Raw genomic sequence first — 24,686 nt, forward strand, 5'->3', positions numbered from 1 at the left:
CCGCACCCACGGATGCGGCCCGCCGGTCAGGGGCGGCGGTGCACCGACACGGCGTACTCCCCGCCGGTGAAGGGCTCGCGGGACCAGGTGGCGTACCGGGCTTCGAGGACGAGTCCCGCCGCACGGCAGTGGGCGTCGTAGTCGTCCACCGTGTATCCGCGGTCCAGCGAGAACCCGGCGACGAGGCGACCGCCCGGCCGGACATGCCCGGCCACCCCCGCCACCAGGGCCGCTTCCGTCCCCGGCGGAGTGAACAGGGGAACGTTGCCCGCCATCACCACGACGTCGAAGGAGCGTCCCAGATCGAGACCGGCCAGATCCTGCCGGTGCCAGGGGAGGTCCGGCGCCAGCCGCCGGGCAGTGGCGAGCATCGACGCGTCGATGTCCACGCCCGTCACATCGACGCCCCGGCGGGCCAGCTCGACGGCCACCCGCCCGGTGCCGCACCCCGCGTCGAGGACGGTGGCGGGCCCGAAGGAACACACCAGCTCCGCCTCGCCGTGGACATCCCCTCCCGCGGCGGCGATATCGTCGAACCGGGCCTGGTAGGCGTCACCGTTCCATGTCATGCCACCACCCTGGCACAGCCGCCCCGGCTCACCGCCGCTCGGGCGGCCCTGGCCGGGAACGCCGTGCGGGCCGGGCCGGGGTCGCTACCAGGGGGTGAACACGGTCCTGTCGGGGTGGAGGGCCATCGCCGTCCGGGCGGTCCCGGTCCAGGGGCAGCCGGTCCCGTGGTAGCGCCGTGAGGTCCGGGACCAGACGATGTTCCCGGGCAGTACCAGTTCGAGGGCGTCGAGATACTCCCGGACGCCGGGACGGGCGCCGAGGGGAGCGCCGAGGACGTCCGCGCGCAGTTCCAGGAACCGGGCCTCCGCCGCGTCGACGTGCTCGACCAGCAGGTCCACCGCCTCCTGGAGGGAACACGCGTACTCGTCGGCGAGGACACGAAGGGTGTTCGCACGGCCGTCCGGAGCGCGGCCGTCCGGAGCACGGCCCGCCTCCCCGAAGTGCTCCTTACGGTACGAGAACAGATCGTTGACCAGCACGCCGTGCACCCAGGCCGCCCGCTCCACCTCGCCCAGCTCAGGACCGGCGGCGATGGCGTCCGTGAGGTCGATGCCGAGGCCGTACTCGATGCTGGTGGCGATGAAGAACCCGCCCGCGGTGTCGATACGGCTGTCCAGCGTCTCCTCGAAGCCGGTCAGCCGCCCCGTCGCCATCATCGAACTCTCCTTGACGGCCCCGTGGAACCAGGACAGGACGGCCTCGCCGAACCGCCGGTACCAGGGGGCGGGCCCCGTCTCGCGCAGCGTCCGGAAGCAGCCGTCGGCCGCCCGCAGATAGGACGGCACCGGGCCGGTGGGCGGCAGCCCAGCGAGCGCCCTCTCCAGCGCGCGGGCCAGCGGCTCGACCCGCTCCCGGCGGGCCGCGCGACCGAAACCGGAACCGAAACCGGAACCGGAACCGGAACCGGGATTGGAAGCGGAACCGGAAGCGGGATCGAGATCGGAAGCGGTGTGGACGTCGGCGTCGGCGTCGGTGTCGTGCACGGATTCGAGCATGTCGTCCATGGCGAAGGCCAGTTCATGGATATTGCTCAGATCGGCGATGCGGTCGGCCCGCGCGGTGGGCAGACAGTAGACGCTCCAGTGGTGGACGTCCTGCCGGAGGAAGTCCTCCGGCGTCCCCCCGGGGAACTCGATGTCCGCGAGCGCGTCCCGCAGCCACGGAACCCGCTGCCCGACCACGGCGGGTGTGGCGGGGTGCAGCCGGGGCGGCCGTAACCGCCGTCCGAGTTCCGGGACCCGGAGGACCATGACGTCCTCCGGTCCACTGTCCTCGCTGTGCACGGCGGTCCCCCCGTACCGCGCCGCCACCGACGGCACCCGCTGTTCATGACTCACTCTCTGCCTCCTGTGTCGAACGTCAAAAGCCGAAGATTCCCGAAGAGCACTGAAGAACGCCGAAGAACGCTGAAGACCGCTGAAGAGCGACGAAAATCGGACGCTCCCGGGACCGGCTCCGCGCATGAGTCTCCTGCTCGTACCGGGACGGGGAGACGGTTCAGGCCAGAAAGAAGCGCGGCGGCGCTCCGGGCGCTGTGGGTGATCGTGCCGTGCGGCGCCGGTCGCCCCGGCCGACGGGCTCGTCTCCCGGCCTCGGCGGCGGCACCGTCTCCAGCGCCGGTCCGCACGCCGACGGCCGATCGGACGGCCTGGTCGGCCGGCTGGTCGGACGGTCGGGCGGTCGGGTGGGGGGACGTCGGGGGCCGGCTGTCGGTGGCCGACCGCCGACGTCCCTTTTCACCTCCGCCGGGGGGTGCACCCAACCACACGGGCCGGGGTGCGGGGCGGTTCACCCGTCGGCACCGCGCCGCTTGATAGGCAAGTCGATGCTTGCCTATAGTGGGGGTCGTGGTGGACGACGACCTTTTCAAGGCCCTGGCGGACCCGACCCGCCGCCGCATCCTCGACGAGCTGGCGGAACGGGACGGCCAGTCCCTGTTCGAGATCTGCGCACGGCTGACCACCCGGCACGGCCTGGGGCTCTCCCGGCAGGCGATCAGCCAGCACCTCGCCGCGCTGGAAGCCGCGGACCTGGTCCGGATACGCCGTGAGGGCCGCTACAAATTCCACGACCTGAACACCGAACCGCTTGAGCGCATCGTGACCCGGTGGCTCAGGCCCGACGCGCCGGAGAACACCCCATGAAGATCAACCTGGCCAGTGTCTTTGTCGACGACCAGGACAAGGCCCTGCGCTTCTACACCGAAGTGCTGGGCTTTGTGAAGAAGCACGAGGTTCCGCTCGGCGAACATCGCTGGCTGACCGTCGTCTCACCCGAGGAGCCCGAGGGCACCGAGCTGGTACTGGAGCCCGACGCGCACCCCGCCGTCAGGCCCTACAAGGAAGCGCTGGTCGGCGACGGCATCCCGGCGACCTCCTTCGCCGTCGACGATGTGCGCGCCGAGTTCCGGCGGCTGCGCGGGCTCGGGGTCCGCTTCACCCAGGACCCGGTGGATATGGGCCCGGTCACCACCGCGGTCCTGGACGACACCTGCGGCAACCTCATCCAGATCGCGCAGCAGCGATAGGGCCCGGCGCGGCCGGAGGCGTATGGGGCCGCCCCGCCGCGCCCCGGGTCCGCCCGAGAGGCGCACCGGGGTGCAGGGCGGCGCTCACCTCCGCGCACGCGCCGGAGTGGACGGCGCACACGGACGAGCAAGGCGGCTCCGGCTTATGACCCGTCCGTCCGCGCGGCGGGCCGTGCAACTCCGCGCGGGTTCCCTCACCCACCCGCCGGAAAAGATGTTCATGGCTGAGACATATGTTTCACCGTGCGGTCGCCCCGGCGACCGTCCCCGCGCAGACTCCGCCCGCGCCCCACACCGCCAGCGAGGGGATGACCTCGATGCAGCATGCCAGGACAGCCGGTGCGACGGGCCGGGAGCCGCCCCCGCCCCTGCTTCCGCCCCCACCCCTGCTTCCGCCCCCGCTTCCGGCGGGCACGACGCCCGCCCCCGACCGGGCCCCCGGTGGAGCACACCCGGGAAACCCCCGGCATGTCGGCGTCATCCTCGACGGCAACCGGCGCTGGGCCGAGGGCCACGGGACCACCCTGGAGGCCGCCTACGCACGCGGGGCGGCACGGGTGGCGGACCTGGTGTCCTGGTGCGAGACGGAAGGAATCGCCGTCGTCACCGTCTGGGCCCTGTCCCGGGACAACCTCCGGCGCGACGCCGCGGCCGTCGGCAGGATTCTCGACGCCACGGCCGTCGGACTCGCCGGTATCGCCGCGTCCGGCCGCTGGCACATCCGCCTCATCGGCGAGACGGACCTCCTTCCCGCGGCCCCGGCCCGGCGGCTGCGCTCCGTCGCGGACCGCACCGCCACCGGCTCCCCGGGGACGCTCAACGTCGCCGTCGCCTACGACGGACGCGCCGACATCGCCGGAGCCGTCCGCGGACTCCTGCGGTCAGGAGTCACGGGCGGTACGGCGGCGGCCGTCCGCGAGTCCGACGTCGAACGGTATCTGTCCACCGCCGGTCTCCCCGATGTCGACCTCGTCATCCGCACCTCGGGCGAACGGCGGCTGTCCGGCTTCCTGCCCTGGCAGACCGCCTACGCCGAACTGCACTTCACCGCCGCGCTCTGGCCCGCCTTCTCCTTCGACGACTTCACCGTGGCCCTGCGCTCCTACCGGGCGCGCCGCCGCCGCTTCGGCTTCTAGCCCCTCGACCGCCGACCAGGGGAGAACCCTGTGCACCCACTGGACCTGCCACCGCCCTTCCCGTATCGGATCAGCCCCGGCCTGGACCGCGCCCGGCGGCACCACACCGCGTGGCTGTGCGGAACGGGACTGCTCACACCCGGCCCCGGAACGGACGCCTATCTCCGGCACATGGTCCCCGAGGCGGTGGCCCTGGCCTACCCCCGGCTGGAGGGTCCGGGCCTGGACCTGGTGATGGACTCCGTCGGCCTGCTGGCCTTCTTCGACGACCTCATCGGTTCCCACCCGGGTCCGCGGGACTCGCTCGACGCACTGCACGCCCGGTACGCGGCGGTCATGGCCGCCGACGACGACGTACCGGGGCGGCGACAGGCACCGGAACAGGAGATACCGGAAGAGGAGATATCGGAACGGCGGACACCGGAACGGCGGACACCGGCGGAGCGGGCGCCGGAGCGGGACGACGGGCCGCTCGCCCGCGCCTGGCGGGACATCTGGGCACGCCAGACCCGGGGAAAAGCACCGTGGTGGGTGCGGCGCACCCGGGCCCGGTGGCTCGACTACCTGGCCGCCGCCGTGGCGGAGACCACCGCCCAGTGGGAAGGCCGCCCGCCCGATCCGGCCGCCTGCGCCGCGCTGCGCCGCCGCTCGGTCGCCATCCCCCTCTTCCTCGACCTGGCCGAAGCGGGCGGAGGCTTCGAGGTGGTACGCCCCGCCGTCGACAGCCCGCTGATCCGCCGGATGACGGAGCTGTGCACCGACATCGTCAGCCATGTCAACGACGTCGCCTCCCTGCACAAGGAGGAGGCGGCGGGCGAACTCCACAACATCGTCCTTCTCCTCGAACACGGGCAGGGGCTCACCCGAGATCAGGCGGTCGACGAGGTCGGCGCCCGCGTCCACGCCTTCCACGACGCCTTCCGCGCCGCGCGGGCCGAGGTCCCCGCGCTCTGTTCCGCCCTCCGTCTCGACGAGCGGCAGCGCACCGATCTGCTCCGCTACGCCGATGCGATGACCTCGCTGATCCGTGGCAATCACGACTGGTCGCGGATCACCCGTCGCTACAGCGCCGGGGCGGACGCCGCACGGCCCCTGGACACCGTTCCGGCGCGGGTCAGCGGGGAAGCGTGACCATCGGGGTGTCCTCCGGGGTGAGCGTGGCGCGGAAGCGGGGACGCCCGGCGGCCCGGCGGCCACCGGGGGCCGGACAGAGCCGCCAGCGGGGAACGATCGCGGACAGGGCGATGGTGACCTCGGCGAGTGCGAAGGTGTCGCCGATGCACCTGCGGCGGCCGGTGCCGAAGGGGATGAACGCCTGGCGTACGGCGGGGGTGGGCGGGGCGGCCCACCGGCCGGGGTCGAAGACGCCGGGCCGGGGGAAGACGGCCGGGTCGTGGTGGAGCTGGTAGGGGCTGAAGAGGAAGTCCTCCCCGGCGGCGAAGCGATGGCCGCCCAGTTCCACATCGGCGGTGGTCACCCGGGTCAGCATCCAGGCCACCGGGTACATCCGCAGGGTCTCCAGGACCACCGTGCGGGTCAGGGGCAGTCTCCGGAAGTCGTCCGGCGTCGCGAGCCGTCCCCCGAGCACGGTGTCCAACTCCTCGTACAGCCGCGCCTCGATCTCCGGGTGCCGGGCGAGCAGGAGGAAGGCCCAGACGAGGGTGGCGGCGGTGGTCTCGATCCCGGCGCCGAGCAGGGTGACGACCTGACCGCGGAGATCCTCGTCGGTGAAGGCGTCGCCGTCGAGGTCCGGGGCGAGCAGCGCGGCCATCAGCCGACTCTGCTCCGGCCGGGACCGGGAGGCGTCGACGGCGCGGTCGGCCGCGCCGTGGATCTCCCGCAGGGCGCGCTGGAACCGGCGGTTGCCGGGCAGCGGGAGCCGCTCGGCCCAGGGGAGCACGGTACGGGTGGTGATCCCGCTCACCAGGGTCTTGACCTGGGCGGCGAGCCAGGCGCCGTCCGGCAGGTCGTCCGCGTGCAGCAGGACCCGGACGAGGACACCGGCGAGGAGCGAGTGCATTTCGCTGAGGGCCCGAATCCGCTGTCGCGGTCCCCAGCGCGCGGTCAGGGCGGCGCACTCCTCCCGCATGGCCGCGGTGTACGCGGAGACATGGGCGGGGGAGAACGCGGGCTGCATCAGCGGGCGCTGGCGCCGGTGGTCGCGGTGCCGGGCCGTGATCAGGCCGTCGCCGGTGACCACCCGGACGCGGTCGAAGAGCGGGCCGCCCTTGTCGAAGCGGTCGACCTGGCCGACGAGGAGTTCGTGGACGAGTTCGGACGAGCACACCAGATGGGCCCGGCGCGTGCCCAGCCGGACCGTGACGATGCCGCCGGTGTCCCGGCAGGCCGCCAGCCAGCGCGCCGGATCGCGGACGAGGGCCGGGACATGGCCGACGAGGGGCAGGGCCCCGGGCGCCATCGGGGTCCCGGTGTGTGCGGAACGAGCTGCCACGGGCGTCACCACCAGAAGTCCGGAGTCCTCAGCCTGATGTGATCATGCCACCGTGGACAGGGGCCGCGCACCGGCGCGCGGAGCGCGGACGGGGCGGCCCGAGCGCTGTTCACCACCCCGGTACGGGGCGCTCCGCGGTGTCGGTCCGTCAGGGGCGTGGGTCAGTTCCGTTCGGCGGCGGCCGCGCGGTGCTCCAAGACGCGCAGGGCCCGTTCCCCCCAGCGCAGATTCTCCTCCTCGAAGGCGATGCCGCGCAGCAGGGTGAGGTAGGGGCCCACCCGGTCGCCGTCCCGCAGGAACTCCTCCTCGCCGAGGTCGCCGAGGAGATGGCGCCGTACGCGTTCATAGCGGGCCAGCTTGGAGCGTGACCACTCCATCCGCTCCGCGATGTGCGCCCGGACGGCGTCCGGGTCGCCCATGTCCACGGCCTGCACCTTGACCATGAGTTCGTCCCGGGCCGCGGTGGGCCGGGGCTGCCGCCCGGTGAACGCGGCCAGCTCCCGCCGCCCGGTGTCGGAGAGCGTGAACATCCGCTTGTTCGGCCGGCGTTCCTGGGGGACGACCCGTGTGTCCACCAGGCCCTCCGCCGCCAGGCGCTCCAGCTCGCGGTAGAGCTGCTGCGGGGTGGCCGCCCAGAAGTTCGACACCGACACGTCGAAGATCTTGGCCAGGTCGTAGCCGGAGGACTCGCCCTCCAGGAGGGCCGCCAGGACCGCGTACTTCAGCGACATATGGACAGCATATACAGAAGCGACTATTGTTGTCCGCGACTATTCAACAAGTTGAATAAGAGGTGTGAGGATGCATCCCTTCCGCAGGGCCGTGGAAGCGGGCGACCACCGGGCCGCCGAAGCACTCCTGGCCGACGACGTCGTGTTCACCACCCCGGTCCGCTTCCAGCCCTACACCGGCAAGCCCATGGCGGCGGCGATCCTGCGCGGTGTCCTCCGCGTCTTCGAGGACTTCCGCTACATCCGCGAGATCAGCGACGCCGACGGCCGCGACCACGCCCTCGTCTTCACCGCCCGTGTCGGCGACCGGCAGCTCACCGGCTGCGACTTCCTCCACCACGACGAGAACGGCCTCATCGACGACTTCATGGTGATGGTCCGCCCCCTCTCCGCCGCGCAGGCCCTCGCCGCCGCGATGGGCGAGCAGTTCGAGCAGATCGCCGAGGAGGCGCGGGCGGCGGCGACGGAGGGCTGAGCCCCGTTCCCCGGAGTACGTGAACGACAGCTCGCACCGGGCCCGTCGGCATGGAGCGGACAGGGCTTGTGTCCGGAGGAGATCCGCGTTCTCCTCCGGACTCCCGGTCCCGACGGGGCCGACGGCCCGCCCGCCGGCGGATACCGCGTTCATCCGGGGTGACCGCCGGTGATGAGTCCGCCGAGCGCGCCGCCGAGGCGGGTGAGGGCGGAGGCGATCCAGGGCAGGGTCTCCGGTGCGTCCGCGGCGAGTGCGGCATGGCGCTGTTCCGGGGTGGTGCCGTAGAGGAGGCTGGTGGCGATCCGGAGGGTCAGGGCGGTGTCGGGCTCGCCGAACGCGCTGCCGGGCAGGGTGGCGATGTCGTACCGGTCGAGCAGGGCGGTGGCCAGATCGGTGCCGGTGGCGATGGACCGGGTGCGCAGGGCCTCCCGGGCGGGGGTGAAGTCGGGGTAGAGGTAGAACCCCGCCCGGGGCGGTCGGCAGTGCGCGCCCGCCGCGAGCAGTCGGCCGTGGACCGCCGTGGCGACCCGGGCGTGCAGCCGGCGGGAGGCGGCGATACGGGCGGTGATCTCCGGCGGGTCGTTCAGCGCGTGGGCCGCCACGGCCTGCATGGGGGCGGCCAGGCTGGACCAGATCTCGCTGGCGATCCCGGTCAGTTCCCGGTGCAGCCGTCGCCCCCAGGGGCCCGCCGGGGTGCGGGCGAAGCCGATCCGCCAGCCGCCCAGGGCCAGGGACTTGCTCAGCCCGGTGGTCACGACGGTCCGTTCGGCGAGCTGTCGCACGGGGCTGGGGGCGCTGCCGCCGTGGGTCAGTTCGGCGTAGATCTCGTCGCTGACGACCGCGAGACCGTGGTGCTCGGCGATGGCGCACACCGCCTCGACCTGCTCGGCGGGCGCGACCGTACCCGTTGGATTGTCCGGAACGGTCAGGATCAGCACGCCCGGCCCGGCCCCTTCCGCGGACGCGCGCCGCAGGGCCCGTTCCAGGAGCCCGGGGTCGGGGATGCCCCCGGCCTCGGCCGGGACGGGCACGGGGACGACCCGGCGGCCGAGCAGGGCGGCCTGCGCCGCGTAGGACACCCACGAGGGGCAGGGCAGCACCACGGCGCCGCCGATCGCGGCCAGCAGGGCGAACAGCAGCGGTTTGCTGCCCGGGGCGAAGAGGATCTGCTCCGGGCCGGTGGGCAGACCGCGCCGGACGAACCAGCCCGCCGCGGCCTCCCGGGCCTCGGCCGAGCCCGCGACCGGCCCGTATCCGTTGCGTCGATGGGCGGCGGCGAGCACATCGGCCAGCCCCGGCGGTACCGGCAGCCCGGCCTCGCCGAACCCCAGGTGGAGTACGTCGTGCCCGGCCGCGCGGCGGGCCTGGACCCGCTCGTCGATGGCGAGCGTGGCGGAATGGGTCGTCATGGGGGACCGTCCTGTTCACAGCCGGGGGCGGGGGCGAAGCCGGATACGGAGACGAAGGCGGATACGGAGGCGGGTACGGATACGGAGGCGGGTGCCGGGGCCCTTCCAGAGTGCCCGGGGCCGCCGCGCCGGGACAGCGCGAGAATCCGCCGGGGCGGCACGGCCACCCTCCCCGCTCGCCCGTCGGGGTGAAGGTGAGTCAGGGGCGCGTTCCGCGGTATAGTGATCTTGTTGCTCGCGCCGGTGGAAGCCGGTCGGGACACAGGCGTTGGTGGTCCAAGGAAAGACACCCCACTTCCCGTGGGGGGATGCAGGTGCAAGGCCTGCCCAGCGCTCCGCTCACCGGGCCCCGGCCTCCCCCTCAGGGAGACCGGGGCCCGGTGCTTTCCCCCTACTCCCAGGTCGCCGTGGAGGGGTCGATGCCATGGGCGCGGGCGTCCGCGTCGACGACGCGGCGGAACCACGCGGCGAGGCCGGGACGGATGGCGTCGTAGTGGGCGGCGAACCCCGGGTCGGTCTCATAGGTGCGGCCGAGACAGACCTGCATCCGCCGGGTGAGCGGAAAGTACGCGCCGAAGACCTCACGGTGCCGCTCGGCGAGGAGGCCCGCCTCCGGGCCGCCGGGTGCGACACCGGCGTCCATCGCCTCCCCGAGGGCGCGTTCGAAATCAGCCACCGAGTCGGCCACGGCCTGCCACTCCCCGGGACCGCGCCCGGCCGAGCGCTCGGCGTACTGCTGCCACTGCGCCGTGTCCCCGTAGCGCTGACGGGCCTGGACGGGCCAGTCGGGGTTCCACGCGGGGCCGAAGATCTCGGTCTGCTGCTCGACGGTCAGCAGCACGCCGTGCTCGTGGGCGTCGATCATCCGGTCCAGTCCGGCGCCGAGCCGCTGGAGGCGGTCGATCCGTTCGGCGACCTGGGCGCGCTGCGCGCGCAGCGCCCCCGGCACATCCGCGGCCGGGCCGTCCAGGACGGCGCGAATCCTGTCCAGGCCGAGACCGGTCTCGCGGTAGACGGCGATGCGGTGGAGGCGTTCCAGATCACCGGCGGTGTAGAGCCGGTACCCGGCGGCCGTGCGCAGCGACGGCCGCGCCAGACCGATCTCGTCCCAGTGGTGCAGCGCGCGGACGGTCACGTCCAGACGCGCCGAGACCTGGCCGACGGTCAGACCATCGGGCAGGCCGTCGGTGGTGGCGGTGGCGTCAGACACGCTTTCCCTTGTCGTCGTGCCCCGGGCCCGGTGGGGTGATCCCGATCGCCGCGAGGTTGCGGGCCTCCTGACTCGCCGGGTCGAAGGGTTTCGCGGCGGTGAGGACGACACGTGTGTTCTCGGGGGTGGTCACCGTGATGTCGCGGGTGTTCCAGGGGGTGTCCGAAGGGCCGTCGACCGAGTCCGGGCGCACCGCGCGACAGGCGTCGACCAGGGAGTCGACCTGGCTGAGCACGCACGCGAAATTGAGGCTCAGGGCCGGTATCCGACCCGGTGTCCGTTCCGGAGCATCCACCGCGGGGACGAGGAGGACGTCCTGGAACGCCCAGCGGCGCAGATGCACCAGCCTGCCGGGGACGGTGAACAGTTCGAAGAACCCGAGCCCCCGGACCCAGAAGTCCACCGAAGCCGCCAGATCGTGGGTGGGGATCGTCGCGAACGCGGGCATTCCATAGATGCCGCGGAACGGCTCCGGCGGGACCGCGTCGGGGCCGGGGGCGGGTACGGGACTCACGTCGAACGCGTTGTGGTAGTCGTTCATGCGCCCCACTCTCCGGCCTCACGCGGCGTGAGGGTCAAGCCGGGCCCGCACGGCGTGAGGGCCAAAGCCGGGTCCGCGCCCCCGCCCCGCCGACGCGACCGGCGCGGTTCGCGGCGGCCGGTCATATCTCCTGGAAGGCGCCGGACTGCGGCTCCCAGACCGAGCAGTCGTGGGCGAAGAACACCCGCTGCGGATCGAACGCGGCTATCCGCTCCAGCCAGTCGGGACAGGCCGGCAGGGGCTGCTCCACCCCGTCCCGCGCGGCCCGGTGGGCGAGGTGGTCCGCGGCGAAATCGGACGCGACGTCGTGTGACTGACCGGCGAGGACCACCGTGCCGTCCGGCCGTCGCAGGACCAGCGACTGGTGCCCGGGGGTGTGCCCCGGCGTCGGAACGACCAGGACGCCCGGCCACACCTCGGCCTCACCGGTGAGTTCCTCGTACACCACGCCGGGGAAGTCGACGAGTCCGTCGAAGGTGTAGCCGCCCCGGCGGGCGGTGGCCAGCTCCGTCTTCTGCACGACGACGGGCCTGCCCGGCAGGAGGCGGTTGCCGCCGCAGTGGTCGAAGTGCAGATGGCAGTTGACGACGAGGGAGATGTCACGCGGCTCGGCCCCGGCGGCCGACAGGGCGTCCGGCAGCGACCGCCGCCGGGGACGGTAGTGGGCCTCCGTCTCCGGGTCGCCCCTGCCGATGCCGGTGTCGAAGAGGATCAGCCCCCGGGGGTGCCGCACCAGATACGCGAGGACGGGCTCGACCCGGGGGTGCAGGCCGCCCGTCTCCGCGACAGGGCGGACGAAATATCCCAGATCCAGTCGGCGCACGGCCATGTTCTCTCCCATACGGCCATCCTGCCGGACCGCGCGGAGCCCCGCGGGCTTACCTCGGAGGTCATCGCGGCCGGGGCGCGGCCCGCGCAGACTGTGATCACTGACGGGCGAACGGCCCCCGGACACCGGGTCCTTGGGGGTCCCTTCGCCCTTCACCCCCTCGACCAGGAGTTGGACATGTCTCGCCGCCGCATCCGTTCCGCGTTCGTCGTCGCCACCGCAGCCGCGCTGCTTCCGCTCGGGCCGCTGGACCCGTTCGAACCGCTCGGTTCCGGGGCCGCGGTCGCCGCCGGACCCGTCGCCGCCGCCTGCGCACCGGCCCCGGCGGTCGCCCCGGCGGCGCGCCCGCTCCCGGCGAACGTGGCCGCGTTCATGGAGGCGTACTGCGCCTGGGGCGCCCGGCCGGAGGTCGGGACGTATATGGCGCTGTTCACCGGGACGGGGACGCTCATGGACTCCGGGCTCCCCGCCCCGATCGGCAAGGACGCCATCCGGGCCCAGATGGAGAGCCTTCTCCTGCACATCCCGGACTACCGCTTCCGCCCGCGGACCGTGCACGCCTCGCCCGATGGCCGGGTCGCGTTCGTGACGGCGCTCAACACCGGGACGGTGAAGGTGGCAAAGGACCCGGAGGGGGAGCCGGTCGGCCGGGAGTTCTCGTACATCACCACGCACCGGCTCGTCCTCGACGGGGCGCGGGTCCGGGAGGGGCGCCGGTTCTGGGACCAGACGCAGTTGTTCCGCCCGCTGGCGCCGCACCTGCCCGACCTCTTCGCCGAGATCCCGGCCGTCCCACCGGCCGGGCCCCGCACCCATGACCGCCTCACCGCGTGGAACACCCGGGACTCCGCCGCGCTGGTCGCCGGGGTGACCGGCTTCACCCGGCTGACCGGCCCCGGGCTCACGGCACCCCGCACCGGCCGTGCGCAGGCACGGGCCTATCTGGAGAGGTTCTTCAGCGGGGCGCACGGGCTGAGCCTCCGGCCCGGGAGGACGGTGACGGACGGACGGGTCACCTACCGCGAGTGGGTCGGCGGGGCCAGGGTCGGACCGCCGGGGCACGAACGGCGCATGACCTACGGCATCTCGGAGCGCTTCACCCACGCCGACCGGGGCGGTGTCACCTGGGAGCTGTCCTTCGACACCCTCGACATGGTCGCCACCCCCGCCGAGATCGCCGAGCTGCGGAAGATTCTCTTCCCGCCCCGGACGGCCCCCTGACAGCTCTCCCGGACCGACACCTCACGGGGCGGCCGTCCGGAGCGTCCGCCTCCGATCGGGCACGGTACGGACTTCTCGTGGTGCTTGACGGGCATGTGGGGCTGGCCGGGAGGAACACCTCGGGTGTGGCGGGTGTGCGACGGTGGGTTCGCCCTGTCCCGCTGACGAGAGGGAGTTGACGAGCAATGACCAAGCCGTCCATCCGCAGGTGCTTCGGCGTCGCCGCCGCGACCATGGCCGCGCTGGCCGCCACGGTCGTTCCGGCGTCGGCCGCGTCCAGCGATGTGTCCATACTCATCAACCGCACGAACTGCAATCAGAACGACTACTTCGAGATACACAACAACAATGGCCGTGACACGCTCTGCTTCGCCAACGCCGGTTCGATGCCCGTCGCCATCTATGGCGTCAACTGGATCGAGTCGGGGAACAACGTGGTGACCTTCGAGTTCCAGCGGAACCTGAGCGAGCCCCGGCTGGAGACCGTCACCCTCGACAAGTGGCGTTCGTGGCAGCCCGGTCAGCCGTCCATTCACCGGGTCACTTGGATCAGAATCCACTGACGCGCGATCGATGTACGGGGGCGCCCTTCGGGGCGCCCCCCTTTTTTTCTGTTCTCCGCGGGCTCCTGCCCCTGCGCCGCCGGCCCGCAGGGGCACCGGCGTACACCGGGCCCGGGGCCGGGCACGGTCTTCGGCCACCCCACCCCACCCCGGGCCCCGATTCCCGGCCTCCGGACCTCCGACTCCGGACCTCCGTGTGTGAACCGGACAACCCTGGCGGGGCACCGGTGACTGATTAAAGGTGTCAGTCGGTCAGCCGGTGTGTGTTGTGCGCCACGGTCGCACCGTCCCGGCCACGGGCGATGGAAGCCGACAGTGCCCTCGCCCCGGCCGGCCGCGTCCCGCGCCCCCCGTCGACACCCGGCGGCGCTTGGATAACATGATCGGATTAACGGCGATCGCCCTGATCACTCGCCCCTCGCGGGGAACGTGCCACGTGGTACGAAAAATGACATTTCTCTACATATCAAACACATAGGCTAAATCAAATTGATACGTAAAAAATCGCAGCTTTCTTCGCGAATAGAAAGCGGAACTGCGGTCGCTGCGTGGCGCCAACCGCGGGTGATGATGTGGATCGCGGCGGGCGCGGTGGCCCTCGGGTTCCTTCTCGCGCTGGAGATCGCCGCACGCCGCTACGGGCTGCCGGGACCCATCGTCCACCAGGCGCGGGAGGCGATATTCGTCCCCGCGTCCGGGCCCCTCCTCTACGCCAGCATGGCGCTGATGATGGTGGTGCTCACCTGGCGGCAGCGGTTCATCGCCGCCGCCGCAGCGGTCGGCATCGACCTCGCCTTCGCCCTCGTACGGTGGGCCCTCGACGCCGAGCAGGGATACGGCAACGGCGCGCTGCTCGTCGTCCTGGGCTGCGCGGTCCTCGCCGTCACCCACCGCACCGGCCAGGAGCGGATGCTGCTGCTGAAGGGCGTCGGGCTGGGCCTGCTGCTGGTGGCGGGCCGCAAGACCGGTGACACCTGGCTGCTGATCACCTCGAAGACCCGCCCCGAGGTGCTCGACCAGTACGTACTCACCGCCGACCAGGCGCTGGGCAACCCGGCCTGGCTGGTCGGCCGGATGGTCGAGGCCACCGGGCCGGTCGGCGCCCACGTCCTCGACTGGGTCTATGTCAAGCTCGCCGTCGCCGCGGTCGTCTTCGCGGTGTACCAGCTCCGCCATGTGGCCACCGAGCGCCGCTTCCCGCGCCACCACCTGGTGCGCACCTTCCTCGTCATCGGTCTGCTCGGCCCCGGCATCTACATGATCTTCCCCGTCGTCGGTCCGGTCTTCGCCTTCGGACCCGACGGCGGACCGTGGGCGCTGGCCGATCTGTGGCCCGACACGGCCCCGCAGATCACCACCCCGCAGCACATGCCGTTCGACGGGATCACCCCCCGCAACTGCATGCCCAGCCTGCACACGGCCTGGGCCGTCGCGATCTTCATCCACTCCCGGAAGGCCCCGCGCCTGCTGCGCCTCGGCGGCACCTTCTGGCTGATCGCCACGCTCGCCGCGACGCTCGGATTCGGCTACCACTACGGGGTCGACCTCGTCGCCGGTGTGGTGTTCACGCTCACCATCGAGGCCGGGCTGCGCGCGTTCGACCGCGGCTGGGACCCCTCGGGCATCCGGATCGTCGCTTACGGTCTGACCGTCTTCACCGCGTTCCTGGTGTCGTACCGCTATCTGTCGATGGAGATGGCCGACCACCCGTGGGTGTTCGGGCCGCTGCTCATCCTCGCGATGCTCTCGGTGATCGTCCTCTATGTCCGGACCACCCGGCAGTGGGACGCGGAGGCCGAGTCGGCCCCGCAGCCGAAGTCGCAGCTCGAACCGGCGTGAGACGGGTCACACCCTCCCCGTTCGTCCGGTGACCGACTCACCGGACGAACGGGCCCGGGCCGCCGTCGGCCGCGCCCGGTTCAGCCCGACGACCGGGCGACGAGATTCTCCAGTCCGAGATCGCCGGGGTGATCGCGGGTGGTGTACCGCGAGGCGCCGCGACCCCAGTCGTGGTACCCGCGGCAGAACGCGGACAGCGCGTCGGCGTACCGGTCGAGCACGGCCCCCTCGACACCGAGGGCCCGGCCCAGCTCCGGCAGCCCGGACCGCAGTCGCAGGAAGGACTCGATCGAGCCCTGGACCAGGTCGCACACCCGGGTGACGGCCTCCGGCCCGGTGAGTCCGCCGTGGTGCACGAGGCTCAGGACGAGGTTGGCGTGGCCCTGCGCCCGGTCCTTCTCGAACGAGTGGAGCTCGTTCATGCCGATCACCGCATCGGACGTGGTGAACCGCATCCCGTCGAGCCGGCTGGAGTGCCAGGCCCGCCGCGGGACCTCGTACCCCCCGACCCGTTCCGCCAGGGCGAAGAGCGGGCGGCAGCAGATCGTCCGGTGCCGCGCGCGCAGATGCGCGGCCGGGTCCAGGACGGCGCCGTGCGCGCGGTCGGCGAGCTTGGTGGGCCAGCCCGCCAGATAGTCCACCCACTCATGGACCGTCCGCCGCCGCCACGCGTCCGACATGCCCGCCCGCATCCGCTCCCAGCAGTCGCTGAACGCCACCACGATCGGCGGCGAGGCCGCCGTGGCCGCCGTCCCCTTCCACAACAGGTCCGTCAGCTCCGCGCAGACCGCCAAAGCGTCCCGCTCCCGCCCGTCCCCGGCGTCGAATTGATCGTCGAAGAGGAAGGTCCACCCGAGGACGTCGACGCAGAGATCCAGGTCCGCACCGGTCGCGTGCGGATATCCATAGGCGCCGATGTCGGCCACACAGGAGAACTCGTAACGCCGCCTGGCCTCCTCGCCGCGCACCAGGTCCATGGCGTGGACCCAGTCGAGATGACGGGCCCTCGCGCGGGCGAGATCCGGACTGACACGGCTCGGCGCGGGCACCGCGAATTCGAATTCCTGCATCAATGACCCCAACTCTCGTGAACGCTGCGCACATTATGGGGACGCCGGTGGCGCGGTACGGCGGAAACCCGTCACCGTGATCGGCGCGGTGGCCGGGAGGGGCGTCGCGGTGCGATAGAGTGATCTTGTTGCTCGCGCCGGTGGAAGCCGGTCGGGGCACATGCGTTGGTGGTCCAAGGAAAGACACCCCACTTCCCGTGGGGGGATGCAGGTGCAAGGCCTGCCCAGCGCTCCGCACCACAGGCCCCGGCCTCCTCGATGGAGGCCGGGGCCTGTGTCATGTGCCCTGATGTGCGGCGCGGCGGCGGGTGAGCAGGGCGCCGCCCCCGGGCCCGGCGGGTGGTCAGGCGGGGCGGCGGTGCCAGTTGTCCAGGGCGGTCAGGGCGGTGTCCGCCAGTGTCGCGCACTGCTTGTAGCCGAGCGCCAGCGCCTCGGTGGCGACGGCCGTCAACTCGGCGCGGGCCTCGATCGGACGGCCCAGGCCGGTCAGGGCCTCGCCGCGGGCCAGACGGAGCAGCAGCCGCCGGGCCGGGGTCTTGGGCGAGGAACCCAGGGCGAGGCCCTCGTGCGCGTGGTGCAGGGCGGGAGCGTACTCGGCGCGGTCCAGCAGATGGCGGGCCAGATGCATATGGGCGAGGGCGGCGGTGGCCGGGTCCGGGACACCGCGGGCCAGGGCGATCGCCACGGTCAGCATCTCCCGGGCCTCGGCGGCCCCGCCCGCCTCGTCCAGGGCGAGGGCGAGATTGACCCGGGCGACGGCCTCGCTCGTCCCGCCCCCGGATCTCCGGGCCAGCTCGGAGGCGACCCGCAGATGGGTCAGGGCCTCCGTCAGCCGCCCCCCGATCTGGAGTATCCAGCCCAGCAGCGACCGGGTCCGGGACTGCGCGTCGACGTTCCCGTCCAGCTCCGCGGCGGCCAGGCCCTGTTCCAACAGGGCGGTCCAGCCCTCCCCGGCCCGCCAGACGATCAACGGCCACTGGACGAGCACCAGCCGCCACACCCGGTCGTGCATCCCGGCCGCCGCCCCCGCCGCGACCGCTCCGTACAGGCCCGCCCGTTCGGCCTCGAACCAGGCCAGCGCCGCCTGCCGGTCCTCGAAGGTACGGATCGCCACCGGCCGCCGATGGGCCGTCGGCAGGGTGAAGCAGGGGCCGCTGGACGGCTCGGCGGTCGCGCAGGCGACCAGCCCGGTGTGGACATAGTGGTCGAGGAGTCGGCCCAGCGCCTCGGGATCGGCGGGCCGGCACAGGCTGCGCGCGTAGAGCAGGACGAGGTCGTGCGCGGTGTAGGCGTCGTCGGACGGGCCGCTCCCGTCGAGCAGATGGGCGTCGGCGAGCCGTTCCAGCGCGGCACCCGCCTCACCCATCCCGCAGTCGGCCAGAGCGGCGGCGGCGTACACGTCGAACCGGGGCCCGGGGTGCGTCCCGAGGGCCCGGAACATCCGCCGCGCGTGCTCGGGCAGTTGGGCCAGGGTGAGCCCGAGGGCGGCGGCGATCCCGGTGTCCTCGATGTCCAGCAGCGAAAGACGCCGCTGCTCGTCCCCGAGCTGCCCGGCCAGCGCGGCCAGGCTGCGGTGTCTGCCGGTGAGGAAGCGGGCCGCCGTGATCCGCACGGCGAGCGGCAGCCCGTCGCAGAGCACGGCCAGCCGCTCGGTCGCCTCCGGTTCCGCCCGGACCGTCTCCGGGCCGAGCAGCGCCTCCAGCAGGTTCGCGCAGTCGGAACGGGGCAGCTCGTCGACCCGCACCGGCCGGGCGGCGTCGCTGGCGACCAGCCCGCCCAGCCGGTCCCGGCTGGTGACCAGGGTGGTGCAGGTCCCGCCGCCCGGCAGCAGGGGGCGGACCCGCTCCGAGGCCGCCGCGTTGTCCAGGACCACGAGGAACCGTCTGCCGGAGGTGAGGGCGCGGTAGAGCGTCCCCATCCCCGCGCCGGTGTCCGGCAGCCGCTGGGCCGGCACCCCCAGCGCCGACAGGAACTCCCGCAGCACCGCCGTCGTCTGCCGCGCCGGTGTGCCGCTGTAGCCGCACAGATCGGCGAAGAGGACCCCGTCGGGGAAGTCCGCCGCGTGCTCGTGCGCCCAGTGCACGGCCAGCGCCGTCTTGCCGACCCCGGCGCCCCCCGCGATCAGGGCGATCGGCCCCGGATCGCCCTCGACGAGCCGGGTGGCCCCGGTCAGGGCGGCCAGTTCCGGCTGCCGTCCGGTGAAGCCCCTGGGGCGGCGCGGCAGCATGTCCGGCACGGCGAGCGGGGCCGTGACCGGCGTCCGGGGCGCGGGCGGTACCGGGACGGCGGCGGTGTCGGGGGCGGCGCACGCGCGGAGCACCCGCGCGTGCGCGTCCAGCAGTTCGGGGCCGGGCGCGACACCCGCCTCGTCCATGAGCAGCCGCCGGGTCCGGTTGAACCAGTCGGCGGCGTCGCGCGGCCGTCCGGAGCGGGCCAGCGCCAGCATCAGGGCCGCCGAGAGCGACTGCCGCAGCGGATGGGCGACCGCCTCGGCGCGGAGGGTCGCGGCGGCCCTGGCGTGTTCCCCCAGCTCCCCGAGGGCCGAGGCCAGGGCCTCCACGGCCGCGAGCCGCCGCTGCCCCAGCTCCTCCCGGGCGGCCTCCAGCAGCGGCCCGGCGACCGTTCCCGCCAGGGCGGGCCCCTGCCACAGCGCCAGAGCGGCGCGGAGCAGCCGCACCCGGTCCTCCGGAGTCCGCCGGTCGTCGGCGAGGAGGAGCAGTTCGGTGAACCGGTGCGCGTCCACCAGCGGTTCGGGCACCCGTAACGCGTAGCCGGAGGGGACGGTGTCCAGGTCCACCCCGAACCGGTGGGCGTCGTGCGCGGCCAGCAGGGAGCGCAGTTGCGACACATGGCCCTGGAGCACGGTCCGCGCGTGGGTCGGCGGCTCGGCGTCCCACAGCGTTTCGGCCAGCAGGTCCCAGGTGACGGGACGGTTGGGCCGCAGCAGGAGCATCGAGAGCAGGGCCCGGCGCTTGGCCGGGCCTGGCGGCAGGTGCTCGCCGTCCGCGGTGATCACGCCGACGGTCCCGAGCACGCGGAACTCCATGAACGGCCTCCCTGTCGCTCGGGTGTGCGGCCCGGAAGCCTAGGGGCGGCGGAGCGGATTCCGCCGCCCCGCGCCGCCCCGCGGGACCGAAACCCATCGATCACCCGGTGGCCCGGGGAGGCCACCGGCGGGCCCTGCGGGCCACGGCCGTGCGCCGCGGTGCCGGGGACCCTCTCCCGTCCCCCGCGCCTCCCCTTCCCCCGACCCCGTCAGGGACGGGAAGCGGAACGCCCGAAGAACTCCATCTCCGCGATGGCGACCTGCCGGTCCGCCGCCGCTCCATAGGCCGACCGGATGACCAGGCGGACGGTCACCGCGTCCCGGACCCGGACGCGCACCTTCTGCGCGCCGCCGTCGTTGATGTGGTGCCGCGAGGTGCGCGTCCTGCCGCTGGAATCGGTGACGAGGAGGTCGAATTCCTGCGGACGGGCCTGTTCCGACCGTTGACCGGAACGTTTCGACGTACCGGGGGTGATGATCAGCGCCAGCAGATCGGTCGGCTGTCCGAACGACGCCTCCAGGTACTGGCCCGCCGAGTCGCCCGCGTAGCCGGTGCCGAACCAGGTGTTGGAGTAGCCGTCGAACGCGAGATGGACATCGTGCTCCCGGTCCGCGTGGGAGGCGTTCCAGGTGTCGGGCCGTACCGCGACCCGCTTGGCGAAGTGGTCCTGGACCGCGCGGACCGCCGGTGGCCCGGCGGCCACCGCGCCCACGACGGCGGCCGTCACCCCGAGGGCGATCAGCGTGCGCGTCACCCACCGCCTGCGGGCCCGGGGCAGCGGCGGACGCTGGCCCGCGTACGGCCCGGTGGGCCGCTCGGCCGTGCGCGGGTCGAGGGGGGCGGCGCAGCCCCGGCAGAAGTGCCGGTGCGGTCCGTTGGCGGTCCCGCAGTCGAAGCAGGCCCTGCCCTCCTCCGGCGCCGCCTCCACCTGGACGCTGCGGCGCGGGCGCGGGGCCTGCGGCCGGGCGGGCAGGACCTCGCCCGGCGCCCCGGGCGGGCGGACCGGGGCCGTCGCCTCCGGGACGGGCACCAGCAGGGCGCGGGCGGCGTCCGCGCCCCCGCGCGGCGGAACGCTCGGCGGAACGGGGGGCGGGGGCGGCGTGCGTCGGGCGGGGTCCGCGCCGGTGGCCGGTGCGGCTGCGGCCCGCCCTCCGTCGGCCGGGCCTTCGTCCGCCCGCTGCCTTTCGTCCACTCGCCTTCCGTCGGCCCGTTCCTCGTCGGCCCGTTCTCCGTCGGCCCGTTCTCCGTCGGTCTGTGCCGTGCCACGGGCCCGTTCCGTCGTGTGCTGCCGTGCCGCCCCGGGGCGCGGCCCGTCGTCCGTCGTCCCGGTCCACGAGGGGTCGGTGGGTGTGCCGGTGCCGGTGCCGCTGCCGGGCCGTTCCGTCCCGGCCGGTGCTCCGCCGTCCGCCTCCCAGGGCGCGCCGACCGGCGTCCCGGCCCGTTCCGTTCCACGGCCCCGCGGCTCTTCGGCCGCTGACCCGCTGTCGGGCTGCGGCCCCGCCGGCCGCGCTCCGCCGCCGTCCGCCGCCCCGGGCGCGCGGACCGGGTCCCCGGCCCGTGGCCCGGTGTCCGCCGTGCCGGGGGCGCCGCCCGTGGTCCCGCGCTCCGCCGTCCCGGCCCGGGGCCCGTCGCCGGTCCGCGCCGTCCCGGCCCCGGACCCGCCGCCCGTCGCCCCGGACGCGGTGTCCGCCGTCCCGGCCGAGGGGGTGCGCGCCCCCTCCCGTTCCGCCGGAACGGATCGCTCCCCGGCCCCACCGTCCCCCGGTCCGGCAGCGGGCTCCCGGCCCCCGGGCTCCTCGGCGGCCCCCGGGGCCCCGGCGGAGCCCCCGTCCGGGGCCCGGCCGCCGCCGTCGGCGGTGCCGTCCGGGCCCCACTTCAGGAACGCCCCGCACACATCGCAGAACGACTGGCCCGTCGGGCGGACCTGACTGCCGCAGTCATGGCAGGAAAGGGTGGCGGACATCGCTCAATGGCCTTCCGGGAGCGGGGACGGTGGGAGAGACGGTGGCGAAGAGTCAGTGGGGCGAGCAGGGCCAGCGGGGCCAGCAGGATCGGAAGGGAGGACCTCGACCGTGAACGGCAGATGCGCGGGGCGGGCGGCGGCCACCACGGCGTGGAGCCGGTACCGGTCGACGCGCTCCGGCTCCGGCACCGTCAGCCGCACCAGCAGCGAGGCCACCGGATGCCCGGGAAACGGGCCCAGCGGCCGGGCGGACCAGACCGCGCCCCCGCTCTCCACGATCTCCGGACGCGCCCCGAACGCCTGCCGGACGGTGCGCGCCAGCCCCTCGACCGTGCCCCGCAGCCGGTGCAGGGCCACCGCCGACGCGACCGCCCGGCGGCGCGCCTCCAGCGGTTCGGAGCCGTCCAGCTCCGGCCCCACCCAGTCGGCGAGCCAGTCGACGAAGTCCTCCGGCGCCAACGACGGCGTGAAATACGCCTCCAGACAGTCCAGGACGTTGAACAGCGGGGCCAGGACGACATCCAGACCGCTGACGAACCGCTGCGCCAGCTCGTCCTCCGCGTAGACGGCGGGCAGCCGCTCCCCGAGCGGATGCGCGGAGGCCAGCCCCGGCAGGGTGCCGCGCGCCGTACCCGCCGTATCTGTCGTGCCCGCCGTGCGCGCTGTCTCCACCCCCCTCACCGTGCCTCGACGACGCGGACCCGGTGGTCGAACGGGAAGAGCAGGGCCGACGGCACCAGGTCGATGCGGTCGGTCGCGTCCCCCCGCCGCCCCGTCAGCGGATCGGCCGGATGCAACTGCACCTCGTCCACCAGCTCCACCCCCGGCACGCGCTGGAGCGCGGCGAAGATCTCACCCGCCCGCAGCGGGCGCCCGAACGGCCAGCCCTCGCCGTGCGCGCCGCCCGTCAGCGGATCGAGATACGCGTACAGGGCGTCCAGGGCCGCGTCCCGCACCCAGTCGATCCGTACCGCGCGGAACGCGTGCAGGGTCGCCACCACCGTGACGCCCTGGTAGAACGGCGGACCCACGGCCAGCCGGGTGCCGATCGGCCGCCGCTCGTCGAGGAAGGACGTGACCCGCTCCAGCAGCTCGTCCCCGGGCACCAGTTGCTCGAACCGCAGCCGCCGCCCGACGTCGGGCACCGCCTGCGGCACCACCAGGACCCGGACCGCGTTGTCGCCCGCCTCGGCCCGGTCGGCCGCCAGACAGGCGATCCGCGCGGCCTCCGGCGCGGCCCGCCGCGCCAGCTCCTCGTAGTCGCGGGCGGTCACGGCCCGCTCCTGCGCGCGCAGCGCGATCGGCGCCCTGGTCTTGGCCTCCTCGACGGTCTCCCCGTCCACCCCGCCGCGCGCGCCCTCCCGGTTCTCCACCCGGGCGATGTACGGGATGGAGCTGCGCAGCACCCGCAGACTGCCGCGCGCCACGTTCCCGGCCCGGCCGCCGCCGGTGCGGTAGCGGGCCGCCCGGACCGTCGCCCCCTTGCGGGGCACCGCCCCGTACTGCCGCAGCGAGCCGTCCGCCGTCCGCACCCCGGGGCCGAAGCGGATCTCCCCGGTGGCCGCGTCGAGGACGGCGTGCCGGTCGGCGGGTCCGGAGGCCGCGAACTCGTCGACGACCTCCCAGCGGCGCCAGCCCTCGCCCTCCGACACCTCCAGGGTCAGCCCGCCCACGACCGGGGCGTGCGCGAGCCGCAGCCGCTGCCCGGGGACCCCCTCCGACTCCCCGAGGATCTCGTCCCTGACCCGTTCGGAGTGCGCGGCGTCGGTGGTGCCGCCGATGGTGAAGGCGCTCGCGGCCCGCACGGTGGGGGACTCGCTGTAGAACGGCTGCCCGGCCGCCGCCTCGACCACCCGGCAGCGCACCCAGCCCGCGTCCACCCGGGTCTGGCGGGACACCGCGTGCCCGGCGGGCAGATGGAGGATCACCTCGCCGGGCCGGTTGAGCCCGCCGGTGGAGTCCGTGTCGACCTCGCAGCCGCGCCAGCCGTCGGCCGTCCACGCCTCCCACACCAGCGGGGGCTGCCGCGGGTCGACGCCGACACCGTCGACCCGGCTGTCCAGCCGCAGCACCAGCACACACCGGGGCGCCGCTGCCGAGAGCCCGAACAGGACCTGGTCGCCGGGGCGCGGGGGGTCCCCGAACACGGCCGTGTCGGTGCCGCCGAGGACATCCTGCGAGCGGTCCTCGGCGGGGGCGCCCTCGGGCTGCCGCAGGATGTGCGTCAGCGCGCACGGCACGACCGTCAGATCCTCCGTGGTGGAGAAGACCACCGCCTCCTCGGCCTCGGTCCGCAGGGTCGCGACCTCGGTGCCCGTGGGCAGCACCACCGGCTCGGGCTGCGGCGCGGACAGCCAGAACGTGACCGGCGCGCGGGCCGCCGACGGCGGGAAGAGGGTGACGCCCAGCAGATCCAGGAAGGCGAGCCGGTTCTTCTCCGGCACCCGGTTGAGCCGGTAGACGATCTGGTCGGCCATGTGCGCGACCGCCTCGATCAGGGTGACCCCCGGGTCCGAGACGTTGTGGTCGCTCCACTCGGGGCACCGCTGCTGGATATAGCGCTTGGCGTCGTCGACGAACTGCTGGAAGCGGCGGTCGTCGAGATGGGGAGCGGGCAGGGCCATCAGAGTCGTTCGCTTTCGCCGCCGGCCGGATGTCCGCCCGGACCCTCGTACGGGGCCTCGGACGGGATGACATAGAAGGGGAAGACGAGACTGCGGGGGTTGTTGGTGCCCCGGACCGAGTACCGGACGTCGATATGGAGCACGGTCGGATCGTCGGGCGCGGGCGTCACCGTCACATCCCGGACCTCGATCCGCGGCTCCCAGCGGTCCAGCGAGGTCCGCACCTCGTGCTGGATGCGTCCCGCGGTGGCGTCGTTGACCGGCGCGAACACCAGATCGTGCACGGCGCAGCCGAACTCGGGCCGCATGGGCCGCTCCCCCGGCGCGGTCGCCAGGACCAGCCGCATCGACTCCTCGATCTCACGGTCCCGGCGCACCAGCGCGATACCGCCGCCCGGGTCGATCCGCAGCGGGAACGACCATCCCGCGCCGATGAACTGCTCGCTCATCCCCGGTCCCCTCGCACGCGCTCCTCCACC

At 73.7% G+C, this 24,686-nt stretch carries 22 protein-coding genes; 8 read left to right on the top strand and 14 right to left on the bottom strand.

What is annotated here, in order from left to right; all coding sequences use genetic code 11:
- Window positions 1-26: 26 nt before the first annotated feature.
- Window positions 27-569 carry a class I SAM-dependent DNA methyltransferase gene (locus CRV15_RS33755; RefSeq protein ID WP_003963508.1) on the bottom strand — a complete coding sequence of 181 codons (543 nt, stop codon included), beginning with the start codon at window positions 567-569 and terminating at the stop codon, window positions 27-29.
- Window positions 570-653: 84 nt separating this feature from the next.
- Entirely contained in the window at window positions 654-1,907 is a 1,254-nt protein-coding gene (locus CRV15_RS33760) for a terpene synthase family protein (protein ID WP_009999512.1), read from the bottom strand.
- Between the two features lie 513 nt (window positions 1,908-2,420).
- Here CRV15_RS33760 and CRV15_RS33765 point away from each other — a divergent pair.
- The 4 genes from CRV15_RS33765 (at window position 2,421) to CRV15_RS33780 (ending at window position 5,364) form a co-directional block, all read left to right on the top strand.
- Window positions 2,421-2,714, top strand: coding sequence for an ArsR/SmtB family transcription factor (locus CRV15_RS33765; RefSeq protein WP_029183281.1), 294 nt, complete (start codon window positions 2,421-2,423; stop codon window positions 2,712-2,714).
- On the top strand, window positions 2,711-3,097 hold the full coding sequence (locus tag CRV15_RS33770; RefSeq protein ID WP_003957969.1) for a VOC family protein: 387 nt from the start codon (window positions 2,711-2,713) through the stop codon (window positions 3,095-3,097). Before CRV15_RS33765 ends, CRV15_RS33770 begins: the two co-directional genes overlap by 4 nt.
- Before the next feature lie 233 nt (window positions 3,098-3,330).
- On the top strand, window positions 3,331-4,233 hold the full coding sequence (uppS, locus tag CRV15_RS33775; protein ID WP_003963510.1) for a polyprenyl diphosphate synthase: 903 nt from the start codon (window positions 3,331-3,333) through the stop codon (window positions 4,231-4,233).
- 30 nt (window positions 4,234-4,263) lie between these two features.
- Window positions 4,264-5,364 carry a terpene synthase family protein gene (locus CRV15_RS33780; RefSeq protein WP_003963511.1) on the top strand — a complete coding sequence of 367 codons (1,101 nt, stop codon included), beginning with the start codon at window positions 4,264-4,266 and terminating at the stop codon, window positions 5,362-5,364.
- Here CRV15_RS33780 and CRV15_RS33785 read toward each other — a convergent pair.
- Both CRV15_RS33785 and CRV15_RS33790 read right to left on the bottom strand, forming a co-directional pair.
- On the bottom strand, window positions 5,348-6,685 hold the full coding sequence (locus tag CRV15_RS33785) for a cytochrome P450 (RefSeq protein WP_230864294.1): 1,338 nt from the start codon (window positions 6,683-6,685) through the stop codon (window positions 5,348-5,350). The two genes, CRV15_RS33780 and CRV15_RS33785, sit on opposite strands and share 17 nt — an antisense overlap.
- A gap of 161 nt (window positions 6,686-6,846) precedes the next feature.
- Window positions 6,847-7,416 (bottom strand): PadR family transcriptional regulator, encoded by a 570-nt coding sequence (locus CRV15_RS33790; RefSeq protein WP_003957964.1) that lies wholly within the window; start codon window positions 7,414-7,416, stop codon window positions 6,847-6,849.
- 70 nt (window positions 7,417-7,486) lie between these two features.
- Between CRV15_RS33790 and CRV15_RS33795 the strand changes: the two genes are divergently transcribed.
- Window positions 7,487-7,891, top strand: coding sequence for a nuclear transport factor 2 family protein (locus CRV15_RS33795; protein WP_003957963.1), 405 nt, complete (start codon window positions 7,487-7,489; stop codon window positions 7,889-7,891).
- A 149-nt stretch (window positions 7,892-8,040) separates the two neighbouring features.
- Here CRV15_RS33795 and CRV15_RS33800 read toward each other — a convergent pair whose 3' ends face one another.
- The 4 genes from CRV15_RS33800 to CRV15_RS33815 all read right to left on the bottom strand — a co-directional run bounded on the left by CRV15_RS33800 (window position 8,041) and on the right by CRV15_RS33815 (window position 11,892).
- Window positions 8,041-9,300, bottom strand: a complete 1,260-nt coding sequence (locus CRV15_RS33800; RefSeq protein WP_003957962.1) for a pyridoxal phosphate-dependent aminotransferase — start codon at window positions 9,298-9,300, stop codon at window positions 8,041-8,043.
- Between the two features lie 391 nt (window positions 9,301-9,691).
- Entirely contained in the window at window positions 9,692-10,510 is an 819-nt protein-coding gene (locus CRV15_RS33805; protein ID WP_003963513.1) for a MerR family transcriptional regulator, read from the bottom strand.
- Window positions 10,503-11,051, bottom strand: a complete 549-nt coding sequence (locus tag CRV15_RS33810; RefSeq protein ID WP_003957959.1) for a VOC family protein — start codon at window positions 11,049-11,051, stop codon at window positions 10,503-10,505. The genes CRV15_RS33805 and CRV15_RS33810 overlap by 8 nt, the downstream gene beginning before the upstream one ends.
- Window positions 11,052-11,172: 121 nt before the next feature.
- The gene (locus tag CRV15_RS33815) at window positions 11,173-11,892 is read right to left on the bottom strand and encodes an N-acyl homoserine lactonase family protein (RefSeq protein ID WP_003963514.1); all 720 of its coding nucleotides are present in this window, start codon (window positions 11,890-11,892) and stop codon (window positions 11,173-11,175) included.
- Between the two features lie 165 nt (window positions 11,893-12,057).
- Here CRV15_RS33815 and CRV15_RS33820 point away from each other — a divergent pair, with 165 nt between their 5' ends.
- The 3 genes from CRV15_RS33820 (at window position 12,058) to CRV15_RS33830 (ending at window position 15,503) form a co-directional block, all read left to right on the top strand.
- A complete protein-coding gene (locus CRV15_RS33820; protein ID WP_003963515.1) occupies window positions 12,058-13,101 on the top strand; it encodes a nuclear transport factor 2 family protein in 1,044 nt (347 codons plus the stop codon).
- Between the two features lie 185 nt (window positions 13,102-13,286).
- Complete coding sequence (locus CRV15_RS33825) at window positions 13,287-13,664, top strand: beta/gamma crystallin domain-containing protein (RefSeq protein ID WP_003963516.1); 378 nt, start codon at window positions 13,287-13,289, stop codon at window positions 13,662-13,664.
- A 567-nt stretch (window positions 13,665-14,231) separates the two neighbouring features.
- Complete coding sequence (locus CRV15_RS33830; protein ID WP_003963518.1) at window positions 14,232-15,503, top strand: phosphatase PAP2 family protein; 1,272 nt, start codon at window positions 14,232-14,234, stop codon at window positions 15,501-15,503.
- Window positions 15,504-15,583: 80 nt separating this feature from the next.
- On the opposite strand, the gene CRV15_RS33835 is transcribed toward CRV15_RS33830, so the two are convergent.
- The 6 genes from CRV15_RS33835 to CRV15_RS33860 form a co-directional block, all read right to left on the bottom strand.
- Entirely contained in the window at window positions 15,584-16,573 is a 990-nt protein-coding gene (locus CRV15_RS33835) for an R-linalool synthase (protein ID WP_003963519.1), read from the bottom strand.
- 343 nt (window positions 16,574-16,916) lie between these two features.
- Window positions 16,917-19,619, bottom strand: a complete 2,703-nt coding sequence (locus CRV15_RS33840) for an AfsR/SARP family transcriptional regulator (RefSeq protein ID WP_003963520.1) — start codon at window positions 19,617-19,619, stop codon at window positions 16,917-16,919.
- 209 nt (window positions 19,620-19,828) lie between these two features.
- Window positions 19,829-21,583, bottom strand: a complete 1,755-nt coding sequence (locus CRV15_RS33845) for an NADase-type glycan-binding domain-containing protein (protein WP_003963521.1) — start codon at window positions 21,581-21,583, stop codon at window positions 19,829-19,831.
- Between the two features lie 3 nt (window positions 21,584-21,586).
- Window positions 21,587-22,255 (bottom strand): phage tail protein, encoded by a 669-nt coding sequence (locus tag CRV15_RS33850; RefSeq protein ID WP_009999519.1) that lies wholly within the window; start codon window positions 22,253-22,255, stop codon window positions 21,587-21,589.
- A gap of 5 nt (window positions 22,256-22,260) precedes the next feature.
- A complete protein-coding gene (locus CRV15_RS33855; protein ID WP_003963523.1) occupies window positions 22,261-24,207 on the bottom strand; it encodes a putative baseplate assembly protein in 1,947 nt (648 codons plus the stop codon).
- Window positions 24,207-24,656 carry a GPW/gp25 family protein gene (locus CRV15_RS33860; protein ID WP_003963524.1) on the bottom strand — a complete coding sequence of 150 codons (450 nt, stop codon included), beginning with the start codon at window positions 24,654-24,656 and terminating at the stop codon, window positions 24,207-24,209. Before CRV15_RS33860 ends, CRV15_RS33855 begins: the two co-directional genes overlap by 1 nt.
- Window positions 24,657-24,686 lie beyond the last annotated feature (30 nt).

The organism is Streptomyces clavuligerus, from assembly GCF_005519465.1.
Lineage (GTDB): Bacteria > Actinomycetota > Actinomycetes > Streptomycetales > Streptomycetaceae > Streptomyces > Streptomyces clavuligerus.